Raw genomic sequence first — 23,530 nt, 5'->3', positions numbered from 1 at the left:
TGTATTTCTTATTATTCGAATTATATTTTTAGCCTTTAGCCTTTAGCCTTTAGCCTTTAGCCTTTAGCCTTTAGCCTTTAGCCTGTTAGATTATCAAGGCTGCTTGAATAGCTTATCCAAGGTTTGCTCGTAGTCGTGATAACCCAGGTAATGGTATAGCTCTTCACGAGTTTGCATTTGATCAACAACATTGCGCTGATGGCCGTCTTTCAACAAATGTTGGTATACATTCAGCGCGGCTTGGTTCATTGCCCGAAATGCAGACAACGGGTAAAGCACCATATCAACACCACATTCAGCAAGCTCGTCAGTACTGAACAATGGCGTTTGACCAAACTCAGTGATATTGGCCAAAATCGGCACTTTGACGGCATCTGAGAATTGCTTGTATTGCTCTAGCGTATTCATTGCTTCAGGGAAAATCATATCAGCCCCAGCCTCGACACAAGCTTGTGCTCGCTCAATCGCTGAATCCATCCCCTCAACAGCCAAGGCATCCGTGCGTGCCATGATCACGAAATCAGGATCCACACGGGCATCAACCGCCGCCTTGATCCTATCGACCATTTCCTGTTGGCTGACGATGGCTTTATTCGGACGGTGACCGCAACGTTTCTGGGCCACTTGATCTTCCATATGAACCGCAGCAGCCCCGCTTCGCTCCACTTCTTTGATGGTGCGGGCAATATTAAAAGCACCACCAAACCCGGTATCAATATCGACCATCAATGGCAGCTTAGTCGCTGCAGTTATGCGACGAACATCTTCCAATACATCGTTTAACGTCGTGATGCCCAAATCCGGTAAGCCATATGAAGCGTTGGCAATCCCTCCCCCCGAGAGATATACCACCTGATGGCCGACCTGCTCTGCCATCATGGCACAATACGGATTGACCGTACCGACTATCTGTAACGGGTTGTTGTTGGCTACCGCTTGGCGGAAGCGTTTCCCTGGACTCATGAGACCTTCTCCTTATCCTGCTTCAACTGCTGTTCAATTAACTGGCGGCTTCTCATAATGTGACGCCGCATCAACATCTCTGCCAACTCCCCGTCGCGCTCTTTCAACGCACTGAGAAGATGGAAGTGTTCCTTTAGGGCCTGCTCGGGACGAGAATGTGAACGCTGAGACTGATAGCGGTACATTCGCAGTAAGTGGTATAGCTCATCGCAGAGCAAATTGATTAATTTGGTATTGCGGCTAGCTTTTATCACCCGGTAATGAAAGTCGAAATCACCCTGTTGGTGGAAATACGACGCCCCTTCTACCTGCTCGATATGTTGATGGTGGGTATCTAGCAAGTGTTCTAAAGCGGCAAGCTCCTCGTCGGTGATATGCTCACACGCAAGCCTCGCTGCCATCCCTTCGAGGGCTTCGCGAACCGCATAAATTTCAATCAATTTTTCCTGACTTAAGGCAACAACCCGCGCACCGACATGAGGAATACGCTCAACCAAACCCATGGACTCAAGGCGCATCATTGCCTCACGCAACGGCCCTCGACTCACTCCATAATGCTTGGCAAGTTCTGGCTCGGAGATCTTACTGCCAGCAGAGTAAGTGCCACTGACAATCTGATCGATCAGTTGCTCGGTTAAGCTCTCAGACTTAGTGCCCTCTTTCTCAACTGGGCTGTCGACACTTTTCAGTTTTAAATCTTGCTTGCTCATCATTATTGTCAACAATTTCTTAACTTGTGAACAAATTTAGCGCGAAACCGCCCTCCTTACAAGCCAATTGTTAACAATGTGTATTAGACCTTAGTATAGATTGTCGACAATCTCTCATTTCAACCCATCCAAACCGGCATATTCAATGAGTTCAATGACGTTATTGTCATCATCACGTAGAAAGAGTGAAATGCCGGTAGGATGCGAGACCGGTCCACTGCTAGGAGAAATATCCAAAGTCGGCATCTTAGCCAACACGGCAGACATATCCGTCACTTCAAGCGCTACATGGGTGTACCCAGTATATTTAATGGGTTCATCCATCAAAATGTTTCGCTCAGAAGGATCATTAGCGTTGAGGATCAAGTTGATATTGATCCCAGAGGGGTGAAGTAAGATTGCAACTGGTTCAGGTCCGGAAGGCCCAGTGATAAATTCAAATCCCAACTTTTGATAAAAACTGATGGCCCGCTCTAGATTGCTAACCCGTATACCAAGGTGATTGACCTGTGTTATCTCTTGCATAACTCATTTCCTTATTAAAAACCATTAATTGCCCCGTTATATTCGAAGCAAGTTACTGATTAATAATAGCCAAAAGAAAACGGCAGTGACTTTTCAGCCACTGCCGTCTGTAATATTGATCTTTTGGATTACGCTGTTGGTTTAGCGTCACCAGCCAAATGCTCGGTGGTAATCTCCACCTTTGGTTTACGCTGTGCAAGAATCACACCAGAGAGAACCATACCGCCACCAATATAATGGTAAACCGCTAACTGCTCGCCCAATGTCACGCTAGCGATAAGTGCAGTCAGTACCGGCATCAGGTTCATGAACATTGCGGTGCGGTCAGCACCCAAGATTTCGATCCCTTTCAGCCAACACCATGGGGCTAAGACAGAAGCCGGCAAAGCTGCGTACATGATTAATGGCAATGATTCACCAGTGATCGCCATACGCTCACTGCTCAACAACATTGGGGTAAGCATGGTTACCGCAAAGAGCCCCTGTACATAGACAGACTGCCAATTGTTCAGCGGCATTTTCCAACGCTTGAGCAATACACAGTAAAGCGCATACACAAAAGCGGCAATTAACAGCAGTGCATCACCCTGTTTGATACCTTGTGAAGTCAATGTACTGATATCACCGTGACCTAGCATGAACACCAAACCAGCCAACGAGAGTACAGCTCCCACCATAGCTAAAGGTAGCAGACGCTGACCCAGCAATGGGACACTCAAGAACATACTCAGCAAAGGCACCAAGGAGATGATCAGTGCCATATTGGTTGCAGTTGTCGTTGCTGCAGCGAAATAGCCCAGCGACTGGTTTAACACCATACCCAACAAAGCAAGAAACGCGAGCTTGGTCAAATGCGGCTTGATTTCATGACGCTTACGCCATACAGATGGTAGAACAAAGGGAGTTAATACCATCATGGCAAAAAACCAGCGATAAAAGGAGATCGCACCAGGGTCGATCACGCTGTAAGACATTTTGTTAACGATGGCATTCCCTGCCCAAATAATGACAGTCAGAAGAGGAAATAAATAGAACATGGTTTGCCTTTTAATTTGATTACGGGGCAATTGTGGCACGTCAGCTTACAAATAAATATCTCTAAAAAGACATCGTGATTCTATTGTCAGACATTTAAATTATTCACCGAGTGTTTTCTGTCTTTCATAACATTTCCCCGCCTTCAGAAAACACAGTAAAACATTGAAAAATATACATTTAAATACTTAACCATAAGTTCCCGTCAAATTCATTCCCAATAAGAAAGAGTGATCTGTCTCACGGGAAAGCTGCTTGTATTTCCTCTCAAATGCATAAATACCCCCTGTAGAATGACAGCTCTATTTTCTGTTTGTATTCTGGTCTGACCAGACTATAAATAAAATATGCCGCTCAGCCATTTCGAAAAGGACATCCCTATGCGCAAAAACCTCAAAATCTACCAACAGATGAGTCGCCTCCCTTTTGGTAACAAGCTGTTCAGTTTTGTTGTGTGTCGCCTTGCCCCATACTTTGGAAGTATCAAGCCTAAAGTCACCGCACTAGAGCCAAGCTATGCCGAGGTGACAATTAAGAAACGCAGACGCGTAACCAACCACTTAAATACTGTGCATGCTATTGCGATGTGTAATATGGCTGAATTAGCGGGCGGGATGATGACGGATGTATCTATTCCAGTAAAAAGCCGTTGGATCCCTGTTGGCATGACTGTTGAGTATTTGAAAAAAGCAAAGACCGATCTTACTGCACATGCAAAAGGCGAGAATATCGACTGGAACACAGAGGGTGACAAACTTGTTCCCGTTGAAGTGAAAGACACTGATGGGAATTTAGTCTTTCGAGCAGAAATTACAATGAATGTAAGGTTTACTTAACTGTTTTTAGGCAATAACCAGAAATACAAAATAATGGCGCATTTAATGCGCCATTTTAACATTCATTACTCGACCAGAGATAATTCTCGCACTGGTTGTTTAGCCGATTCGCCATTGGGCAGCCAATGGAACATGTAATCGAATAACTGCTGCTCATCCATTTTGGCTAATTTGCCATGAATAAACGAGCTCATATCAATCAAATGATCGACCTTCGCCAGCGGCTGGTATGGCTCTTTAAATCGACGCCAAATATCAGAATGATTGACATAAAAATTAGCGGCAGCCACAGCTTCATCAAAGGTTGCGTGTTCAGAGATCAACCTCGGACCATCCCAAGTCGCTCCATCAAGCACACAAACACCTATTTCCCCAGACTCTTCATAAGTCAGTTCATCCACATAAGGGACATTCCACCAGCGAATGATCTCCTCAATAGGACGTTGCTCGTTGAGAGTATCAGAGCAGGGAAACTCGTCCATATTGAGTCTATTCCTTACCGGAATTTGACAAGTTGTAAAATCCATAGCCAACAATTTGCATATTTATATTTTTGCATAATCTTAGCTATCGTGCTGCATTTGTCAATTAATTTGGGATAAAAAATCTTGTGAAATTAGAATCTTAACCAAACAACATGCCAGTATTCAGCCATAAACTTATGCTTTAAGGGATTTTCCCTACATCTTTAAAACATAAACGACCAAATACACTATTCCTTTAATCATTGATAAAAAGTGTTCTGGCTAGGCGAGCTAGATTATAAGCATCATCATAGCCTGAGTGCTGGCGACCTTCCCACTCGATTCCGGCCATTTCCATAGCAGCACGTTGGCCACAACGTTTCTTGGTAACATGACGCTGCAGTCTAAACAGCGTGGCCAAGTTTAGGTATTCATCAAAGGGGACTTTTAACCCTTTCTCCTCACACTCTTTACGCAGGATGATGTCATCCCGCCCCCAAGCTGCATATATCTTATGTCGGCCACCAAACTTCTGTTCAACCGACTTCAAAATATGCCCAAGTGGTTTTCCATTCTTTTCGATGACTTCTGGTTTTATCCCAGTAAGTTCAGTACAGAAGGGTGATACTTCATCATGATCCGGTTTTACAAAATGTTGAGCTCGGCGCACAATCTCACCGTTGGTCAGATCAAGCTCTGCGACACCAATCTCTATGATCTCACCTGTTCTCGACTCTCGGCCATCATTCCAACAGCACATTTCGAGGTCAAAACAGACAATACGATTAAAATTCATCTTACTTCCGGATATCACGCTATAACTGGCACGAAGGATAGCATTTAGAGGCGGGTTAGCCAAAAATGAAAATGGGTAGCCGCTATTTCGCTAACCAAATATCATAAGCGATAGAATGAATTACGCGCTTAAATTGCACGATCCCTGCCCTGCAGCCTGAATTGCCAATTCTCGACTTCGTTGGTTTCTAAGCGTTGCTTGACCTTGCTCATCCAACTATCAGACAGTTTTTCCTGCTGTAGAAGTAATTCCAAGCCTTGCTGGTTTAGTGGATCACCAAAAAAGATATCGCACACGGCTTTGAGTGACATCGCATTGGGTACACGCTCAATCAAGGTCAATGGTTCAGCGACACTCACCATTCCTGGCTTAATCACGCGATATAGCCAACCACAACGGCTGATCTCTTGCATATCGACAGAAAAGGCCTCTACGCCCCAACGCTGATTCAACTTATAACAAGGAGAGCGAGGTTGGCTGACTTCAATAATGGCTTCTCCCCATTGGAAACGGTCACCAAGGTAAACCGTTTCTTCTGTCATGCCCTCTGAACTGATGTTCTCTCCCATGCCAGGAGCGGCCCACTTAACATGGTCGCCATATTTTTCCGACCAGTATTGGTAGTGTTCCAAAGGATATTGATGGAGTGCACGCTCAGGACCGCCATGATGACGCATTTCAGCGCATTCATCACCTTCCAAGCCCGTTTCTGTCAGGTAGAGTGACCCTTTGACCGCGACCTTATCAATAGCTGTATTAAAGCCATAACGATGGGCAACCTTTCCGGTATATACGTTTGTTAACTTATGAGTTGTAATCACTTCTTCGCCTCAATTGAACCGCTCACTAACTTATTAGCCATAATAATCGGCGTGCTAAATTTACGGTTTTGCACCGCAACACTCAACCCAATAGCGGGCAATGGGATATGGGAAGACGATACCCTGCACTATTTTATCAAACTGGCCACCATTACGTTCGATGACAGTACGTGAAGCAATATTATCTTCATCCGCTGTGATCAATGCTTTATGAATACCGAGCTGACAAGCTTTGGGCAAGACAAGTTTTAGCATTTCAGTACCATATCCCATGCCACGAAAGCTTGGTGCCACATCATAACCGATATGCCCACCTTCGAGGGCTAGGAATGGCGTTTCGATATTATGGCGCACACGTATGACACCAATGATTTCTTTCTCAGGGTTAACTAGCCAATAATGGTGGCATGGCACATAGTCTTCCTTAAGGTTAACGCCATTTGATTCATCGTTTAATGATTGAATATACCTCTCAAAGTCCTGAACGCCTTCAAGGTAATATTCTGCGTTAGTCACATCGTTATTGGCATAGTCATTATAAAACCGGTGGAAAGCCTCCATATATTCACGATTGGGAGAAATTAATTCCATCTACATATTCCTTATTGAGTGAGCTCTTCTAGTGTTCTTATTACCCGATATTTCCCATTGTCACGGCTGAGAGTTTCTGGGCAGTACCAAATCGCACTTAACCCAGCCTCGACAGCTGGCAATATGTCTTTGTCTAAGGTATCGCCAACCATAGTGATGTTCTGCGGTTCAGCATTCAATGCCAAAGCTATTTGCTCAAAATACCTTGGCGTGCCTTTCGCAAAACCGGTATTTGCACGGCAAAAGTATCCCTTGATAAACGGGGCTAAGCCCACTCGTTCAAAGGCCAATTGGATTTCCTCAACGGATGAGTCTTCGGCATTGGTGGCGACATAAATCTCGGCTTTATCCGATAAGCGACAAAGCGTTTCTAGCGCTCCTGAAACAATGTCGACTTCAGGCCAATCACACATCGGGCCCTGATATTGCGGGAAGTCGACCATCAAGGTATCTCCCCAATCAAATAAATATATCTTTGCCATCTCGAATCCTTTCAGCCTGGCAAGTTAATATAAACGGTTATTTACGAAGAGAATGAATGTAGAGCTTCCAGAGCCTCAGTCGCCTTGGCGCTTTGCACAAATACATGGTCATGGTAATAGGCCGCGATCACATTGGCACTGATCCCCCGCTCGGCGAGCTTGCTTGCAACAGCTGCGGTGAGCCCTACCGCTTCTAAACTGGAGTGAACTGTTAAGGTGATCATCCGGAAAGTACCTTCATAGGCCAAACCGGCTTTATCAGCATTGTCCTTACCAAGTACCAACGTCAGCCCTTCTTGTTCCTGAAACGTCGAGATGGGTGACAACCCCACATATTGCGATAAATCGCCCTCCACCGTGCAGAATACAAACTCTCCATCTTTGAGCTCCGGCGCCATTGATTTCAGTAATTGTTGCAGGTCGGTAATTCCACTCATGTATCCTCCTTGAACGTGATTTTATTTACGCTAAAAAATCGGCTTTAACATGGCTTTTCAACCAAGTTTCACGAGTAATTTGATACAAACAGTGGCGCTCCAAATGGTGTCCTGTCGGCAGTTTGGGGTGGTCAAAATCTTGGCCAATGTTTGTCATTCCAATTTTTTCCATCACTTTTTGTGATGGAATATTCGGTAAAGCCGTAAACGCATAGATGCTAGGAGCCATTAGCTCTTCAAAAGCAAACTGCAACGCTTTGTCAGCCGCTTCAGGTGCATAGCCTTTGCCCCAATAATCTTTGGCAATCCGCCAACCGATTTCGATGAATGGCGCATTTGGGATGCCGGATTGCTCATCTTGGCTATGTAGACCGACAAAACCAATAAACTGTCCTGTTGCCTTCAGTTCAACCGCCCAGAAGCCCCAGCCCCTTTCAGCAATTAATTGGGTGATCCTTGCCGCTTGGGCATCACTCTCCTGCACTGATAAAACAGCAGGAAAATACTGCATTACATCAGGGTCAGCATTGAGCCTAGCGTAATCGGGATAATCTTCACTTTTCCATTGCCTAAGGATTAACCTGTCGGTTTCTAACTCATGTGCCATCTGATTTATCCTTATACAACACGTAACCTCTTCACCAGTATAACCACAGCGTCACACAAAACGAGCCACTAAATTTAATATTCTGTTCGTATTAAATGAGGGGGAAATAGACTTAGAGTGATTTAGACAGCAATCGCTGTTTTTCAGAAAATCCATAACGATGGTAAAATTCATTGGCGGTTTGGTTATTCGACCAAACATGTAAATCAACAGAGGCAGCTCCTTTGTTTTTGGCCCAACCCTCAAATGTCGCCATAAGTTGGCGAGCAAAGCCTTTTCCCCGTTGGTGTTCATCAACCACTAACTCTTCGATATACCCATAACACCGGCTGTTTGTCCAGCGCCGACCTGCGACATCGACGACAGAGCCTAGCAATGTACCAACCACATTCCCATCAACATCTACAACGAGTAGACACTGGTTGTTGTCAGCAATTATTTCTCTCAGTTCCTCCTCAGTAAGCACGTCCTCAGTCTGGCTAATGACATCCGGTGCAATTGCTGCATTGTGGTGGTTTTCTACAATAAATAATCGTTTCAGTGCTAGAAGATCGTTAATCGTTGCTGTCCTTATAAACCTGCGGGATTTATCCATGCTTTTTTTGCTCGTAGTTAGTTTGATCATGTTCAAGGGCTTGTTTCTGTCTGAACTTAATTTCCTGCCAGGACTCTCCCTTTTCAATGCCTGAAATTCTTTCATGGTACTTATTACATGCCCGAGCCAGAACGTTGTCGATGTTAATACCCTCTTCTTCCTCTAGGGCAACCAAAGCATTGAGATAATCCCAGAGCACATCACCCAACTCATCTTCCAAGAAACATAGCCGTTGCTTAGCAATCTCTTCGTTTACTTCGTCGACTTCTGCTTTTAGCTCTGAGAGATAGGTTTTGGCCCCTTCAGACCATGTCGATGTTTTATCAATATCCGCCTTTCTTCGCGCCAGTCCTAATAATGTTTCCAGCTTCTCCATCATTTCCCTAATCAATCAGTCGCACTACTTTATCTCTGGATAGCCAACCGTTCGCGGTCAGCTTTTTTCAGTTTCGCCACCACCAACTCGAATGAGCGATCTATCAAGCCTTTCAACATGCCATCTTCAATCTCTTCGGTTACCGAAACCGTAATCCAGTGCTTTTTATTCATGTGATAACCCGGCTTAATCGCTTTAAACATCGACGTCAATGCTTCATTATCGGCGGGCGCCCCTTTGAGGTTAATGTCCACTACACCGTCATTGACAATAATGAGGGCGAACATCTTACCCAGCACCTTGAACACCATAACATCTGCGCCAAAAGGATAATCCAGCTCTGCTTCTGGTAAGGTCAACATAAAGTCGACAATCTCATCTTTGTTCATCACAGTCCTCTTTAATGATCAGCGAGCCGTTCGCTTTGCCATAGGGTGATCGGGGTTGAGCTGAAGGAGATCCCACAAATTACCGTAAAGATCCTCGAAAACCGCTACCGTGCCGTAGTCTTGTTCTTGTGGTTCACGGATAAATTGAATGCCGTCTGCGACCATTCGGTTGTAGTCACGCCAAAAATCATCGGTATTCAAGAACAGGAACACCCTTCCTCCTGCTTGGTTGCCAATGAAATCGAGCTGCTCAGGCTTTGAAGCTCTCGCCAGAAGTAAGGTTACCCCATTAGAGTTCGGCGGAGATACCACGACCCAGCGTTTATCCTGCTCTGGTTGATAAGTGTCTTCAATCAATTCAAACTTCAGCTTGTTGACGTAAAAATCTAGCGCTTCGTCGTAGTCTTTTACGACAAGGGCAATATGGACGATATTCTGTTTCACTTTGATTCCTTTGCGCGAAGACAACCTTGTTTAGTTAATATTAACTTTCATATGCTTGGAAGGGCTGCTGTCGACAAAATTCGCCCAAACATGATCATACACCTGCCTTTGGCCTGGATATGGCACCAAAGACTTAGCCTCTTCTAAACCGACCCAGCGGTACTCTGTATGCTCTTCATTAAGGGTCACAGGTTGGTTGGGCGGACATAGTACTGCAAACACCGGTATAATTTGCAGCACATTCACATTAGCTTCAAAAAACTGCTCTAAAAACTGGGCGTTATAAAGTTCTGATACAGAGATTTGTGTCTCTTCGTAGAACTCCCTCACGATTGCCTGCCAGCCCTTTTCCTCCCCCTCGATAGAGCCGGCGACATGACACCAGTAGTCACCTTTTACTCGCTTCATCAATAGCATTTTCATTTCGCCATCAATTTCTGACAGAGCAACGCCTGAGACAATCGAGGTATTAACCGGGATCTTTTGGGTTGTCATGCTTTCTCCTTCAAGCCATATATATTATTCAAGCCTATGTTGCATAGGAACTTATTGTGACAGGAGGCTAGATTAGAATCTATGACCGATGTAAAACCGACATAAAAAAGCCCTCACCAAATGGCAAGGGCTTAAGAATAATTAAAAAAGCAATCAGTCTTTTTTCTGACGTTTACTTTTTGGCACGTAATTCAAAATAGAAATCGGCACCGGCTTTCTTGGCTCAAAGCCTTCAACTTCACGACGCTCAATCAAGTGGCCCAAACGGCTCTCAATCATGCACAGGTTCTTGAAATTATCTTTCGAGACAAACGAGATAGCCTCGCCCGATGCATCCGCACGGCCAGTACGGCCAATACGGTGAACATATTCATCCGCAGGGAATGGCAGATCATAGTTAACTACACGGGATAGCTCTTCAATATCAATACCACGGGCACCCACACCGGTCGCCACCAGATATTGGATTTTTCCAGCTTTGAAATCTTCCAGCAGCTGTTCGCGGACTTTCTGGCTACGTCCACTGTGGAAAGCTTCTGCAGCAATGTCGCGCTTTTCCAACTGCGATACCAGTTTGGCAGCACCGTGCTTAGTTTCAATGAAGATCAATGCCTGATCCCAATTGTTTTCTTTGATCAGGTGGCTCAGCAACGCTGATTTCTTGTCTTTATCTACTGTGATCAACCACTGCTCGATATTGGCTTTGGACGCTTGATTGGCAGCGATACTGATCTCATGCGGGTTTTCAACCACAGACTTAGCCAAGTCACGAACTTTGTTAGACAAGGTTGCAGAGAACAACAGGAACTGAAGCTCTTCAGGCAGGCGGTCAATGATCTTGTTGATGTCATCGATAAAGCCCATATCCAGCATACGGTCGGCTTCATCAAGCACCAGCATTTCCACTTCTTCAAAGTGGACCGCACGCTTGCCATACATATCGAGCAAACGGCCCGGCGTCGCGACCAACACATCCACACCGTCAATCAAGCGCTGCTTCTGCTCTTTTTCATCAACACCACCATACATCGCCAGTGATGTCAGGCCTAAGTGTTTACTGTATAGGGTGATCTTCTCTTCTACTTGAACAGCAAGCTCACGAGTAGGCACAAGGATCAACGCACGGATACGCTTTTTGCGCTGCGTCTTACCCTGGCTGAGTTTTTCCAGGATAGGCAAGACAAAACTCGCAGTTTTACCTGTACCGGTTTGCGCCGCTGCAATCAGGTTTTTGCCCTGCAAAATAACAGGGATCGCCTTGTTCTGGATGGTGGTTGGCTTGCTGTAGCCAAGTTCACTGACCGCTTTGGTTAATGACTCGCTGAGCCCAAGTTTAGAGAATGGCATAAATCGCCTCTAATTGTACTGAAACTAAATATGGTAGAGCCGCCTCTACATGAAGCGCGGGAGTGTACCACGAACATGATCGCCACGAGACAACTTTCCTATCAAGCGTAGCGAATTTAAAGCAAAAAAATCATTGAAGCTCAATCCGCTAGCGAAAAGAACTAAACCCATCATTACTACCTGTTACTCAACACTGCGAAGAAATGCACCCAGCCACTCCCATTTATAGACCTTGTATAAGCGCCCGTAACCGAAATACTTAGCACGAATGTATACGCTCTCTAGTTTGGTTCGATTGACTTCCGTTACCATCAAATAATACTCCATACCGTAAAACGGGCGCATTCTATACTGTATAATCCGGTTTGCATATATTTTTAAGATATATTTTTTATGCCTGTTATAAGCTACTGAAATCTTGGCTACCTTCTCTACCACCTTGCCAAAACACAAAACGCCTGATGAAATCCATCAGGCGTTTTGAAAAATATGCACGTTACATTTGAATAAGCAAAAACTACATAAAGCTCACCTTCGGGTTTCGCTCTTCATTGATGTTGTTTTTGCTAAAGGTCTCATGGTAAATCTGCATGAAATCTTCACGGATCAACTGCTCAAGATGCGTTGCCATTTCTGTTGGGCAAAACAGCATGATATGTACGACCTGCTCACCCGTTGCGGTCGTTGTGATATGCACATGGGGATCTGGTCCCGGTAGGTCAACGCCTGCGTGCTTTTCAATTACCCCGTTGTAGCGCCTCGCAACATCAATGAACTCTTCACAGTGTCCTTCGATTTGTTCGATTAGCTCAGGCACAGTGACATACAAATTGACGAACTCTTTAACGGTAATACTGAAGCTGTGGTACACATAGCGCTTCATAAAGTTAAGGTTCTTCACTGGATAAGTGAAAAACATACTGTTCGGCAAGGTGGCCGTTTTACCCGTGAAATGGTATTGCCCATGGTGAAGGTCGATCTCTTGGATCACCGTTGCCATCATATTGTGCTCGATAACCTCTCCGCAAAGTGAGCCAACTTCGATCCAATCCCCAATTCGAAATGAACGGGCACTGGCACGCTGAATAGAGCCAGTGAAACAAAGGATGATCTCTTTAGAGGCAACCACAATAGCAACGGCAATGGCAGTGACCGATAGTGCAAACTCGCTGATCTCAGACTGCCAAAGCATGAACAGCACCACCACCATAATGGTGAAAGTGCCGTTTTTAGTTCGCGACATCCATTTACGCTGATGCTCTGATACAAATGCGACATCACCGCGAATTTGTTTCAGGACTAGCCTACGGAACATCAGAACCAGGGCAATGATCAATACGCTTAACAATAATTTGTTTTCTAGAAAGAAATCGATAACCGGTAATAACTTCTCTGGCATGAGCGCCTCTTCTCACTCCTACTTATAAACCTATAAGTGACTACCTGCTAAACTCCCACAGTTTTCACCCAAAATCCAGTTACAACAAAGTACCCATGTTTAAAACGCTAGCGCATTAAAAAAACACCTACGCAGTCAAGAGTGATTTCCTGCAGACCCACTTAATCAGGCACAATATTTCAAGGCCAAAACACAACAGCAAAATATCGCATGGGATAAAGATCACCCTCCAAACTCTCTATCCAATCATTATAATTCAGATAAAAACTCGGGTATCAAGCAACACATCAATCTTTACCCCCGACAAGTAGCGCCCCGACTATATTTACCTATCAATATTTTTTGATATGCACATATTTCTGTTTGCATGACTAGATTTCAAGGCAGTTTCATTGCGCCTTGCCACAACATCATAATTTTCAATAAAACCCAAAAACATTATTCCGCACAAAAATAGATGACTTCCAAGATAAATGTACGTGCAACAAAATTTCTTAATCACCAAGGTGGGCATCTATGGAAGGACTGACATACCGACAAGCATCCAGATTTTTGGATATGGCAACAATGGGAATAAAGCAGGGAGAAATTGAAGCATTTTTGACTATCGACAGCCGCAGCAGCTGGATAAACAGCCAGCTTTCAGAGCCCTATGAAAGCCACAAAGAACGAACTCTCTACCAAGCCCAACAACGTGGTAGCACATCGACCTCACAAGAAATGCGGGTGAGTGCCTGGTTTGATATTGCGTTATGGAAAGGGGCACAACTGCGTCAGCGTATGGCTTTCGCCCTAAGCCAGATTTTAGTTGTCGGCGACCGTGATGCCCAATTGGCCCCCTACCCCACAGAAATGGCGCATTACTACGATATTCTTACCGAATACGCCTTCAGCGACTATAAAACGCTGCTCTATCACGTTACCCGATCACCGATAATGGGCCACTACCTCACCATGGTCGGTAATCTACCCAAAAGTCACACCGGCGTTAACCCAGACCAAAACTATGCCCGGGAAATTATGCAACTCTTCACCATTGGGCTTGAAGAACTGAACCTCGATGGCACCCCTAAACTTGATGGCAACAATCAGCTTATCCCAACCTACGACGATACCGACATCGAGAATATGGCGCGAGTGTTCACTGGGTGGTTTATGAATGGCAGCAGTATGGAAAATCCTATGGTGGCCTATGATGACTCCCATGACATGGAAGCCAAATCAATACTGGGAACTGATTTCCCCGAAGGCGTAGGAGCAGAAGCCGAACTCGATCAAGCATTGGACTTATTGGTAAATCACCCCAACACGGCACCATTTATCAGTACCCTGCTAATTAAGCGATTCGTCACCTCCAACCCAAGACCAGAATATGTTGCCAGAGTAGCCTCGGTATTTCGCAATTCGGGAGGTAACTTAGGTGAGGTCATTACCGCTATTTTGACCGATAGTGAGGTACTAAGAGACAACGACCAACATGTAGCAAAATTGCGTGAACCCATTCTAGCAATGACCTATTTTTATCGCGCCATGGATGCCTACCCGGGTAAAGGCGGTGACATCATCTACAATCCGATGAACTATGCAGATACGTTTGGCCAGTACCCACTAGGCTCCCCGTCTGTGTTCAACTTCTTTTCTCCCGATCACCGCCCACAAGGCGCATTACAAAATGCCAACCTGACTGCACCAGAGCTTGAACTTATCGATTGGAGCCAAGTGATCAAGACCAGCAATGTCTTCTACCGTACGATCCTGAACTACGGCCAAGATCGTAATAAAACTAACAATAAGCAAGAAATGTATATCGCACCGGTTGACTTCGAAGATGCTGCAAACAACCAAGACAAAGAAACCATGATGTCACTACTCAAAACTCGCTTTTTGCACGGCGAGATGGCTCCTGAGTTAGAAGCAAGGATTGGGGCAATCTATGACACCCACAACAATAAGTATTACGCCGTTCCCAAAATGATTTTCTTTGCCGTCATTTCCCCTAACTTCATGGTACAGGAGTAGCATCTATGAGCATTTCACGTCGACAATTCATAAAAAGCTCAGCTATCGCTACGGCCTCCACGGCTCTCCCGTTATCATTGACGTTACCAAGACATGCCTTCGCGGCGGGTGGAGATGATTATAAAGCGCTGGTCTGCCTTTTCCTCTATGGCGGCAACGACTCTTTCAATATGATCATGCCAGCCAGCGGCGCTAACTATCAAAACTACGTCAACGCTAGGCCAGATATCCACCTTTCCTCAGCGGAGATGCTGGCAATTCCTCCCACGGCGAGCGGACAGGCAACCGCTATCAATAGCAGTATGCCAAACATCGCCCAGTTAATGGCAGAAGAGAAGGCCACTGCCGTGGTCAATGTCGGCACTTTGCTAGAGCCAACCAATAAAGGCAACATCAATAGCGTTAGAAAGCCCTCAAATCTAGGAGCCCACAATAAGCAACAATCCGCCTGGCAAACGGCTTGGAATACCTCTGAATATCACTCCTATGGCTGGGCCGGTATGATGATGGATCTACTGCCAAACGAATCAGCGACTGTTTCAGAAAGCCTGTCACTCTCAGGCAATGAGTTGCTGGGTGGTCAAAATAGTCAGGATTTACGAATAAGTAGTGATGGCGTGAGGGCAATGGATACGCTTGGTCATTCTAATGCGGTAAATAACAACTTCATTAAACTGGTTGACCAGCCTTACGGCTCTTTATTCTCGCAAGAATATATTTCTCGCCTCAAAGGTGTGATCGATTTCCAATCTGAACTCGACTCGGTGATGAACAACTTCCCGGAGGATGAAAGTATTCCCGCCAGTTACCTTGGCGGTCAATGCCGCATGGTGAAGCGGATGATCCAAGCCAGCGAACAGCTCAACCACCAGCGCCAAGTGTTCTTTATCAGCCTTGGTGGTTTCGACAACCACAGTAATCAGCGAAACCTCAACCAACCGGGTAAACATGATGCACTGCTAGCCCAAATTGATACAGCCTTAAGTGCTTTCTACCGCTCGCTAGAAGCCGAAGGCCTGCAAGATAAAGTTATCACTTTTACCATGTCGGACTTTGGCCGTACAATTGCCAATAACAGTAATCGTGGTACCGACCACGGTTGGGGGAGTAACCAGCTTATTATCGGCGGGGCGGTCAGCGGTGGGGTAACATACGGAACGCTGCCGGAATTTATTCCTACCGATGGTCAAGATGCGACGGGGAATAAGTTCATCCCATCCACCTCTTCCGAACAGATGGCTGCGACGTTATGTAAGTGGTTCGGCTTATCTGACAACAGTGTCGACTATATTTTCCCAAGCTTGAACCCAGCCAACGATAACCGGTTCCCCAGCCGTTACCTTGGTTTCCTTGGCGAGGCAACAGAACCACCAGCAGTACCGGAAAAGTTGACGATTGCCAAAGTCTTTGCGTCTGACACCCGCGTTGATCATACCCCTGAGATGGCTATTGATGGCGACGATACAACGCGCTGGACGGCTCATGGGCTTGGCATTACTTATACCCTAGAGCTTGCAGCTGCCGCTGCTATTTCAGAAATAAAATGGTCCCAACAGAAAGGTGATGTACGGCAATACTTTGTCGATATTGCTGTTAGTGAAGATGGGATCAATTTTACGACTATCAGTAATATCACGACACCGGGTAATACCTCTGCCCTTATCGGCTTCCCTATTTCTGCAAGCAATGCGAAATATGTTCAACTGACCTGTAATGGCAATAACGATCCCGCAGGTGGAAGATGGGTTGGATGGAACAACTTCCGTGAAATTGAAGTTTGGGGGAGCTAGTGCTGGCACCAAACAAACTGAGGGCTCTAGCTCTATAAGAGCCCTTTTTTCAATCCATGACTAAGAGAAGTGACGCCGTCATAAGCCATATCTTCACTGAGGATTTCACTTCGTGGGTTTTCTATACTCCATACTTTCCCTGGTATGAGGTAGTTGCCTTCCTTTCTCAGCACGATTAGTGTAATTGATATTAGAACTGACAGATTAGCTTTCCCCTGAGAGAATGAAGAAAATCTACCAACCGCTTTTTGATAACGATAACCCACCCGGAGAGATTTTTTTCGGTCACGAGGTTTTTCTGCCTAATACCACAACCCCCAGCCACAGCCACCCTTGGGGGCAACTGCAAATAATCAATGGCGGGATCCTTGAGCTTAGGGCAGAGAAAAAGCGCTTTTTATCACCCTCACAATATGCAGTTTGGGTTCCTGCAGGTATTGAGCATGAAAGCTTTATGAGGCGAAGCCTTAACTATTGCTCGATGAACATTACCCACCCGTTGGCTGCCCCGTTGCCTGATTACCCCTGTTTATTGGAAGTAAGCCCGATCATGGAAGCAATCATCAATGATCTCAAAGCACGACAATTGACGGTGGCAGAATCGGAACAGGACAAAAGGCTGATCAGCGTATTGCTAGACCAAGTCTACCAAGCGAAAGAGCACGAGCAATTCTTGCCAACCAGTAACGACAAGCTGCTCAAGCCTATCCTTACTGAGCTTGAACGTAACCCAATGTCAGAAAAGACCTTAAAGGACTGGGCTGAGGTGCTCCACACCACAGAGAGAACACTGGCCCGTCATTGTCAGGATAAGCTAGGCATGAGCTTTACCGAGTGGCGGCAACGTCGCAAGTTCCTTTATTCTTTGCATTTACTGCGAAAAGGGTCTTCGGTGAAGGAAGTGGCATTGACCTTGGGCTATCACCAAGCTTCGCCTTTTATCACCCTCTTCAAGCGCCATGCCCAGTGCACCCCGGAACAATACCGTCAACGATTCTTTGCCAGTAAAGAGTAAATATCAAACCTCCGACAATCAAAAACCATCGGAGGTTAATTAAAAGACTTTCAATGAGGCAACAATAAGTTAACTCAATTTAGTTGCATGTAGTTCATTGGTTGATATTCAATAAACTTAAAGATATCCCCAAGCACGACTTCATTTGTACCGGATGAGCGCCACATAAAGTTCCCCCAGCGGAACTCTGACAAACCCGTACGCTCAGTGTAGTCTCGACGAATCTCCGCATCACCATATTCAAGCTTTGCTTCATCCCAGGATTGTCGCGTTGAGTCCTCATTGGTAGATACTGTGCTGTCAGAAAACACATTCAAAGTAATATTTTTGCCCTGATGGTTTACATAAATATTTATAAACCACTTATCATGTTGAAATTCGCTCTCATCTACAACATTTATGATTGGCAAAGTAAGGTGCTCAAAAAGTAAGCCTTCAGGGATTTTTCCAACGTGCTCATAAACAGTTAAGCGGTCACCCCCAACCTCTTGGTCGAGCAAGTTAACTTCTGGATATTCAACCATGGCCAATACCTGACCTGTACTTTTTGAAGCGAGTTTTGTTGACGTGCCATGAATCCGATCCAGATCTACAACAGGTTCAACTACCGGATTGGGTAACTCTAAAGGTGTATCAGGATCTTTTGGGTCACTTGGTTGAGGCTCAATACCCACAGGTTGATCAACGGGGATACCTGGGTTCGGATCAACGATTTGCTTGTTATCATTATCATCGCTATTGCAACCTGCAAGGATTGTGGCAAGTGCTATTGTCAATATTACTTTTTTCATGATTTCTACTGCTATGGTTTATTATTTCAGCACAACTTAAGTCGTACATTGTATGTGAGCGGTGTTTATAAGGTAGGAATCACTTTGGAGATAGGTCATTTCATGACATAAAATCATCTACAATACGTGCTTTCAGATATCCTATTGTTTCAGATAACTTTAATTTTTCGGTTGTAGGCAAGCTCACACACTTGATAATCACTGCCTAAATCATAAATCTATCGCCAAGGTTGAAAGATTCTCTCTCCACTGCGGTCTGTATATCTGAAGCGCGTTGGAGGGGATAGATGAAACAGCTCATTGTTATTCTTTTATACGGACTTATCTTCACTTTGCCGTTAAGCATGCAAGCCGCATCGCTTAATGGCTTTAATCTCTCCAATACCAGTATTCCAGCTGCAGAGATTTTATCTGGGGGACCGGGTAAAGACGGGATCCCAGCTATTCTTCACCCCAAGTTTGTCACGGCCCATAAGGCCAGCTTTCTATCCGCAAAGGATCCTATTCTAGGTATCGCAATGAATGGGACATACCGAGCCTACCCGATCAAAATCTTGAATTGGCATGAAATAGTCAATGATCAAATTGACGGCACGCGCTTTATCATTAGCTACTGTCCGCTATGTGGCTCGGGAATGGCTTTTTCTTCCTCGGTAAACGGCCGCTCACTGACATTTGGGGTATCAGGTTTGTTGTATAACTCTGATGTCCTCATGTATGACCATCAAACAGAATCCTTATGGTCACAAATAAAAGGCTCGGCGGTTTCAGGTCAATCTATTGGGAAGCAATTAACCCAGTACCCGTTGACTTTAACGCGCTGGAGTCAGTGGCAACAACAGCACCCAGATACACAGGTGTTATCCACTGAGACTGGCTATCAAAGAAATTATCAACATGACCCTTATGCCGGCTACAGCCGCACCCCACGGCTTTATTTCCCGGTAGCTAACCAAGCCCCTTCTATCTACAGTTCAAAAGAAACTGTGATGGGATACAAGGGGAGAAATGGTGTAATAGCCTTTCCTTTCACTGAATTGAAAAAGAATGGAAAAGCAACTTTCAGCCACACCTTCGAGCAGCAGACTCTCACGGTTCATTGGGATGCTCAAAATCGCTCGGCTCATATAACCAACAGCCAAGGACAGAATTTACCAAGTACCCTACTATACTGGTTTGCTTGGTATGCTTTTTACCCAAATACCGAAGTATATAAAGCGCGATAATAGCTTCATCTCTCGAACTATCAATCTACGACTGAGCCACAACGATGTTCAAAAAACAATCAACCACATACTCAACAAAGCACATAAAATAATCATCATAGTTGTATATCACAAAAACAGACAACAAAGCAGAGCTTTACTTTATATCAATCCAACAAAACCAGATAATAAAACCACAATAACAACAGTTAGCTAGGTTTTATAACTATGATAGACATGATTTTTCCTGCATTGTTCTTATCCACAGTGATTGGCTTTAGCCTATGGGGCTGGACACAAGTCATACGTGTGGTTTTTCGTTTCTAACCCCTTTTCCTCATGGAAGCCTTCAACATATAAATTGCTCAACAATAACTAAAACAGAACAAGCCAGCAGAATGCTGGCTTGTTCGTATATCAGGTTAAGATGACCATGGGATCATTACATCAACATCATCGTCAAGATTAACAGCGTTAAAATCCCCCCTATCATTGGAATCGCTGTACGAATAACCACAGCTACCGGCGATACATTCGCAGCCCCCGCACAGGCAATAACAACACCAGCAACGGGAGAGAAAGAGCGGAACAAGCCCGCCGATAGCTGCATAGGCACTGCCAACGAGGCTGTAGATGTCCCTACGGTCGAGGCAACAGAGGGAGCTAGTGGTGAAAAGCTAAAGAAAGCAGCATTACCCGAGCCAGACAGTAGTGCAGTCAAACCTATGATAGACACCATCATTAACATCATCGGGACATAGCCAAGTCCTAAGTTACTCCCTGCGCCTAACAACATATCGATAAAGCCAATCGCCCCTAAGCCAACAACAAACGTATTCGCAGCAATGATCAACGCGACGACTCCGGAGAAGACGGTTCCCATTCCCGCTAAATACACTTTAATGGAATCAGCTACCGCTTTGAGATCTCTATTCACAATTAAGTCCGCGACCATAGCTATGAATAAACTGAAGAACATCGCAGTAACGACATCAACTTTAATCGAGCTGATCATAAACTCACTGAACACCAATAAGATTGCTAATGGCATTACAGGTAAGGCTGCAAACCAAATAGGAGCTGTGCGCGATTCCTCCTCGTTGACTGTCAACTCTTGCGCTTTAACGCCTACAGCCGCATCCCGCTTATCAAAGTAGCGCTGGCAGAAAAAATGAAGGATGGCGATAACCGCCATAACAGCTGGGGCAACCACCAACTGGTTTGCGACAAAGTAGTTTGCGGCATCGACACCAATCACTTCAGCCGCACGGTTAGAGTTACCGGAGCCTGGCCCTAAATCGAGACAAGCCGTTGTTGCTAAGACGGCTGCCGTTGCTGCTGGGGTACAGCCTATTTTTACCAATACCGGGTAAAGTGCGACTAGCAAGAGCATGGCAAGGCCGACGGCGCTCGGAATGAAGATATTGAGAATTTGGCCAATAATATAGGTTAATGCCAAAACCACGTAAGGGCTCTTAAATACCGAAAGAGGCTTGGTTACCACCTCAACCATGGCATTCGCCGCCCCAATATGGCTCATATATTTTGAAAAACCCCCTACGGCCATAATGATCAAACCGAGGTTCGCTAAAGTCGATGAGGAAAGCGCTTTTATCACAATGAAAAAGTCAAAGGTCACAGCGCCAGTTGTTGTCGCATTGCTAGGTAGAAAGTCTGTATTCCCGCCAAGGGCACCAAGCAGCATCATCACTAAACCGGCAGTAAATAAAGCAGCATGGGTATTATATTTTTTAATTATAAAGTATCCAGTTAACAAAATTATTGGAATGGCTAAAAGCGCGAGCATATTGTACTCCGTAAAAGAAATTTATTATGTAGATAAAAAGACAACATTAATGCTCAAGGTTTTATATTTAGCTTATCTTAAGCAAAACTGACATTAGCGATTAATCAATATATAGAATAGTAGTGACCTACAAAGAGCAAGATTTCCCTGCTCTTTGTAATTTAAAAATAACGGTATACTTATAAAGTAGAGTTACTCTTCAAAATTACCCATTACACGTTGTTCTTTATCTAAAAGAATGGCAACTCCCATAGAAAAGACTGAATCAACCTCAAGGTTATCATCAAGAAGTAAGAAGTCTGCATCGGCATTTAGTGCTATCTCACCTTTATTTATGCCCAATGACTTCGCAACATTTTCTGACATCATCGCACTTGCTTGTCCAATTTCTAAGCCACGATCAATCAAGGTACGCAGCAAGTGGATATTAGAATCAACAGCTGCAGCAGTGATCGTTACCATTTCTCCTGCCTCATTGAATTTTGGCAAACTTCCATTACCATCCGAACTGATTGTAATTCGTTCTGTAGGTACACCTGATTCCAATGCAGCAAACACAGCTTCACCAGAGTCGCTGAACGCACAACTACCGCCAGAGGTAATATCCATTACGCCACCGGCCTTGGCAAAGCTGGCAGCCTCTTCAAATAGCGGGATAGTTCTTGCTACATGGGTCGGAGAGAAGTTGCTATGAGGTATACCACGTTCTACCAGCTCGTTAATTTGCTTGAAAGGGTCCGGCAACCCGCCCATGTGCATATGAAGTACCCCTTTCTTGCCAGCTAGCATCGCCCCCATTCGCACATCCGATGTAATACGTAATAGCTCATCTGTTGAAGGGAATGACCCACGGTGATCAGCAATTGCGATTTTCACCCCCAATACCGGCTCAAGAAAGACAAGGTCATCACGGATGCTATTTGTTAAAGTGACCGTCGGCACTTGATAAGAGCCAGTATGCATCCATGCCGAGAGTCCCTCTGCACGTAACCCCATCACTTTTGCAAAGAGATCCTGAGGTGAGCGTGTCGAGCCATCCGTGCCCATCACACCGACCACAGAGGTAATACCGGCTTTGATCAATTTGGAAAAAGTGATTGATGGGGTACGGCTACTGAATCCACCTTCACCACCACCTCCAGTTAAATGCACATGCTGATCGATGATACCGGGTATCATTATCTTTCCATTAGCATCAAGGATAGTTACCGCTGTACCTAGCCCACTCACATTCATTGTATCTTCAATGGCAACAATTTTGTTTCCAGCTACTAGTACATCTTTTATGCCCAGCGGGGCGGGAGCATACACTTTGGCATTTTTGATCAGGGTAAGATGCGTCATTGTTTCATTTCCTATTATATAATTATTAAGTTGGTCACATTTTTATTATTATCGTTATTGATTCAGCAATTCGTTATTCCAATAATTTTTCTTTTAATGCACATTCCTGCATAAGAACAATCAATCTTATTCACTGTAATATTAAGAGCATTAAAACTGTGTGATAATATTAATTTGTTACTAATAATTTCAACTTTTGCTATCTACATAAATATTATCCAACTGGATAATCATATTTATCATTAAT

Annotated in this window: 26 protein-coding genes; 5 read left to right on the top strand and 21 right to left on the bottom strand. The window is 44.8% G+C overall.

Annotated features, from left to right (window positions below; all coding sequences use genetic code 11):
* Positions 1 to 93: 93 nt before the first annotated feature.
* From prpB to BIZ37_RS12015, 4 genes are all read right to left on the bottom strand, one after another.
* Positions 94 to 963, bottom strand: coding sequence for a methylisocitrate lyase (gene prpB / locus BIZ37_RS12030; protein ID WP_187461713.1), 870 nt, complete (start codon positions 961 to 963; stop codon positions 94 to 96).
* A complete protein-coding gene (locus tag BIZ37_RS12025) occupies positions 960 to 1,673 on the bottom strand; it encodes a GntR family transcriptional regulator (protein WP_187461732.1) in 714 nt (237 codons plus the stop codon). Before BIZ37_RS12025 ends, prpB begins: the two co-directional genes overlap by 4 nt.
* A gap of 114 nt (positions 1,674 to 1,787) precedes the next feature.
* On the bottom strand, positions 1,788 to 2,198 hold the full coding sequence (locus BIZ37_RS12020) for a VOC family protein (RefSeq protein ID WP_187461712.1): 411 nt from the start codon (positions 2,196 to 2,198) through the stop codon (positions 1,788 to 1,790).
* Between the two features lie 128 nt (positions 2,199 to 2,326).
* Positions 2,327 to 3,235, bottom strand: coding sequence for a DMT family transporter (locus BIZ37_RS12015; RefSeq protein ID WP_107296202.1), 909 nt, complete (start codon positions 3,233 to 3,235; stop codon positions 2,327 to 2,329).
* 378 nt (positions 3,236 to 3,613) lie between these two features.
* Between BIZ37_RS12015 and BIZ37_RS12010 the strand changes: the two genes are divergently transcribed.
* Positions 3,614 to 4,069, top strand: coding sequence for a hotdog fold domain-containing protein (locus BIZ37_RS12010; protein ID WP_187461711.1), 456 nt, complete (start codon positions 3,614 to 3,616; stop codon positions 4,067 to 4,069).
* A 65-nt stretch (positions 4,070 to 4,134) separates the two neighbouring features.
* Here the strand turns inward: BIZ37_RS12010 and BIZ37_RS12005 are convergent, their stop codons facing one another.
* The 14 genes from BIZ37_RS12005 to BIZ37_RS11940 form a co-directional block, all read right to left on the bottom strand.
* Positions 4,135 to 4,551 (bottom strand): hypothetical protein, encoded by a 417-nt coding sequence (locus BIZ37_RS12005; protein WP_187461710.1) that lies wholly within the window; start codon positions 4,549 to 4,551, stop codon positions 4,135 to 4,137.
* 238 nt (positions 4,552 to 4,789) lie between these two features.
* Positions 4,790 to 5,329, bottom strand: coding sequence for a 3'-5' exonuclease (locus BIZ37_RS12000; RefSeq protein ID WP_187461709.1), 540 nt, complete (start codon positions 5,327 to 5,329; stop codon positions 4,790 to 4,792).
* Between the two features lie 128 nt (positions 5,330 to 5,457).
* Complete coding sequence (locus BIZ37_RS11995) at positions 5,458 to 6,147, bottom strand: MOSC domain-containing protein (RefSeq protein ID WP_370577343.1); 690 nt, start codon at positions 6,145 to 6,147, stop codon at positions 5,458 to 5,460.
* A 63-nt stretch (positions 6,148 to 6,210) separates the two neighbouring features.
* Positions 6,211 to 6,741: a GNAT family N-acetyltransferase gene (locus BIZ37_RS11990; RefSeq protein ID WP_187461707.1), complete on the bottom strand. Its 531-nt coding sequence runs from the start codon at positions 6,739 to 6,741 to the stop codon at positions 6,211 to 6,213.
* 11 nt (positions 6,742 to 6,752) lie between these two features.
* Positions 6,753 to 7,223 (bottom strand): HAD family hydrolase, encoded by a 471-nt coding sequence (locus tag BIZ37_RS11985; RefSeq protein ID WP_187461706.1) that lies wholly within the window; start codon positions 7,221 to 7,223, stop codon positions 6,753 to 6,755.
* Between the two features lie 41 nt (positions 7,224 to 7,264).
* A complete protein-coding gene (locus BIZ37_RS11980; protein ID WP_187461705.1) occupies positions 7,265 to 7,660 on the bottom strand; it encodes an ACT domain-containing protein in 396 nt (131 codons plus the stop codon).
* Between the two features lie 25 nt (positions 7,661 to 7,685).
* Positions 7,686 to 8,267, bottom strand: coding sequence for a GNAT family N-acetyltransferase (locus tag BIZ37_RS11975; protein WP_187461704.1), 582 nt, complete (start codon positions 8,265 to 8,267; stop codon positions 7,686 to 7,688).
* A 112-nt stretch (positions 8,268 to 8,379) separates the two neighbouring features.
* Entirely contained in the window at positions 8,380 to 8,862 is a 483-nt protein-coding gene (locus BIZ37_RS11970; RefSeq protein WP_187461703.1) for a GNAT family N-acetyltransferase, read from the bottom strand.
* Positions 8,855 to 9,238 (bottom strand): MazG nucleotide pyrophosphohydrolase domain-containing protein, encoded by a 384-nt coding sequence (locus BIZ37_RS11965; protein WP_187461731.1) that lies wholly within the window; start codon positions 9,236 to 9,238, stop codon positions 8,855 to 8,857. The genes BIZ37_RS11970 and BIZ37_RS11965 overlap by 8 nt, the downstream gene beginning before the upstream one ends.
* 29 nt (positions 9,239 to 9,267) lie before the next feature.
* On the bottom strand, positions 9,268 to 9,627 hold the full coding sequence (locus tag BIZ37_RS11960; protein WP_187461702.1) for an MmcQ/YjbR family DNA-binding protein: 360 nt from the start codon (positions 9,625 to 9,627) through the stop codon (positions 9,268 to 9,270).
* A gap of 18 nt (positions 9,628 to 9,645) precedes the next feature.
* Positions 9,646 to 10,071 carry a VOC family protein gene (locus BIZ37_RS11955; protein WP_187461701.1) on the bottom strand — a complete coding sequence of 142 codons (426 nt, stop codon included), beginning with the start codon at positions 10,069 to 10,071 and terminating at the stop codon, positions 9,646 to 9,648.
* Positions 10,072 to 10,101: 30 nt separating this feature from the next.
* A complete protein-coding gene (locus BIZ37_RS11950) occupies positions 10,102 to 10,566 on the bottom strand; it encodes an NUDIX pyrophosphatase (protein WP_187461700.1) in 465 nt (154 codons plus the stop codon).
* A gap of 153 nt (positions 10,567 to 10,719) precedes the next feature.
* Positions 10,720 to 11,913 carry a DEAD/DEAH box helicase gene (locus tag BIZ37_RS11945; protein WP_187461699.1) on the bottom strand — a complete coding sequence of 398 codons (1,194 nt, stop codon included), beginning with the start codon at positions 11,911 to 11,913 and terminating at the stop codon, positions 10,720 to 10,722.
* Positions 11,914 to 12,430: 517 nt separating this feature from the next.
* Positions 12,431 to 13,312 (bottom strand): mechanosensitive ion channel family protein, encoded by an 882-nt coding sequence (locus BIZ37_RS11940; RefSeq protein WP_107296187.1) that lies wholly within the window; start codon positions 13,310 to 13,312, stop codon positions 12,431 to 12,433.
* A gap of 516 nt (positions 13,313 to 13,828) precedes the next feature.
* Here BIZ37_RS11940 and BIZ37_RS11935 point away from each other — a divergent pair.
* From BIZ37_RS11935 to BIZ37_RS11925, 3 genes are all read left to right on the top strand, one after another.
* Positions 13,829 to 15,331 carry a DUF1800 family protein gene (locus BIZ37_RS11935; protein WP_187461698.1) on the top strand — a complete coding sequence of 501 codons (1,503 nt, stop codon included), beginning with the start codon at positions 13,829 to 13,831 and terminating at the stop codon, positions 15,329 to 15,331.
* Positions 15,332 to 15,336: 5 nt separating this feature from the next.
* On the top strand, positions 15,337 to 17,121 hold the full coding sequence (locus tag BIZ37_RS11930) for a DUF1501 domain-containing protein (RefSeq protein WP_187461697.1): 1,785 nt from the start codon (positions 15,337 to 15,339) through the stop codon (positions 17,119 to 17,121).
* 223 nt (positions 17,122 to 17,344) lie between these two features.
* Positions 17,345 to 18,136 carry a helix-turn-helix transcriptional regulator gene (locus tag BIZ37_RS11925; protein WP_187461696.1) on the top strand — a complete coding sequence of 264 codons (792 nt, stop codon included), beginning with the start codon at positions 17,345 to 17,347 and terminating at the stop codon, positions 18,134 to 18,136.
* Between the two features lie 74 nt (positions 18,137 to 18,210).
* Here the strand turns inward: BIZ37_RS11925 and BIZ37_RS11920 are convergent, their stop codons facing one another.
* Positions 18,211 to 18,927, bottom strand: coding sequence for a hypothetical protein (locus tag BIZ37_RS11920; protein ID WP_187461695.1), 717 nt, complete (start codon positions 18,925 to 18,927; stop codon positions 18,211 to 18,213).
* A 287-nt stretch (positions 18,928 to 19,214) separates the two neighbouring features.
* Between BIZ37_RS11920 and BIZ37_RS11915 the strand changes: the two genes are divergently transcribed.
* Positions 19,215 to 20,153: a DUF3179 domain-containing protein gene (locus BIZ37_RS11915; RefSeq protein ID WP_187461694.1), complete on the top strand. Its 939-nt coding sequence runs from the start codon at positions 19,215 to 19,217 to the stop codon at positions 20,151 to 20,153.
* Between the two features lie 421 nt (positions 20,154 to 20,574).
* Here BIZ37_RS11915 and dcuC read toward each other — a convergent pair whose 3' ends face one another.
* On the bottom strand, positions 20,575 to 21,939 hold the full coding sequence (dcuC, locus tag BIZ37_RS11910) for a C4-dicarboxylate transporter DcuC (protein WP_187461693.1): 1,365 nt from the start codon (positions 21,937 to 21,939) through the stop codon (positions 20,575 to 20,577).
* A 192-nt stretch (positions 21,940 to 22,131) separates the two neighbouring features.
* Positions 22,132 to 23,283, bottom strand: a complete 1,152-nt coding sequence (gene iadA, locus BIZ37_RS11905; protein ID WP_187461692.1) for a beta-aspartyl-peptidase — start codon at positions 23,281 to 23,283, stop codon at positions 22,132 to 22,134.
* Positions 23,284 to 23,530: the final 247 nt, after the last annotated feature.

Source organism: Photobacterium sp. BZF1, assembly GCF_014349205.1.
Lineage (GTDB): Bacteria > Pseudomonadota > Gammaproteobacteria > Enterobacterales > Vibrionaceae > Photobacterium.
The sequence above is the reverse complement of the archived record's forward strand: the minus strand, read 5'-3'. Positions and strand labels throughout refer to the sequence as shown.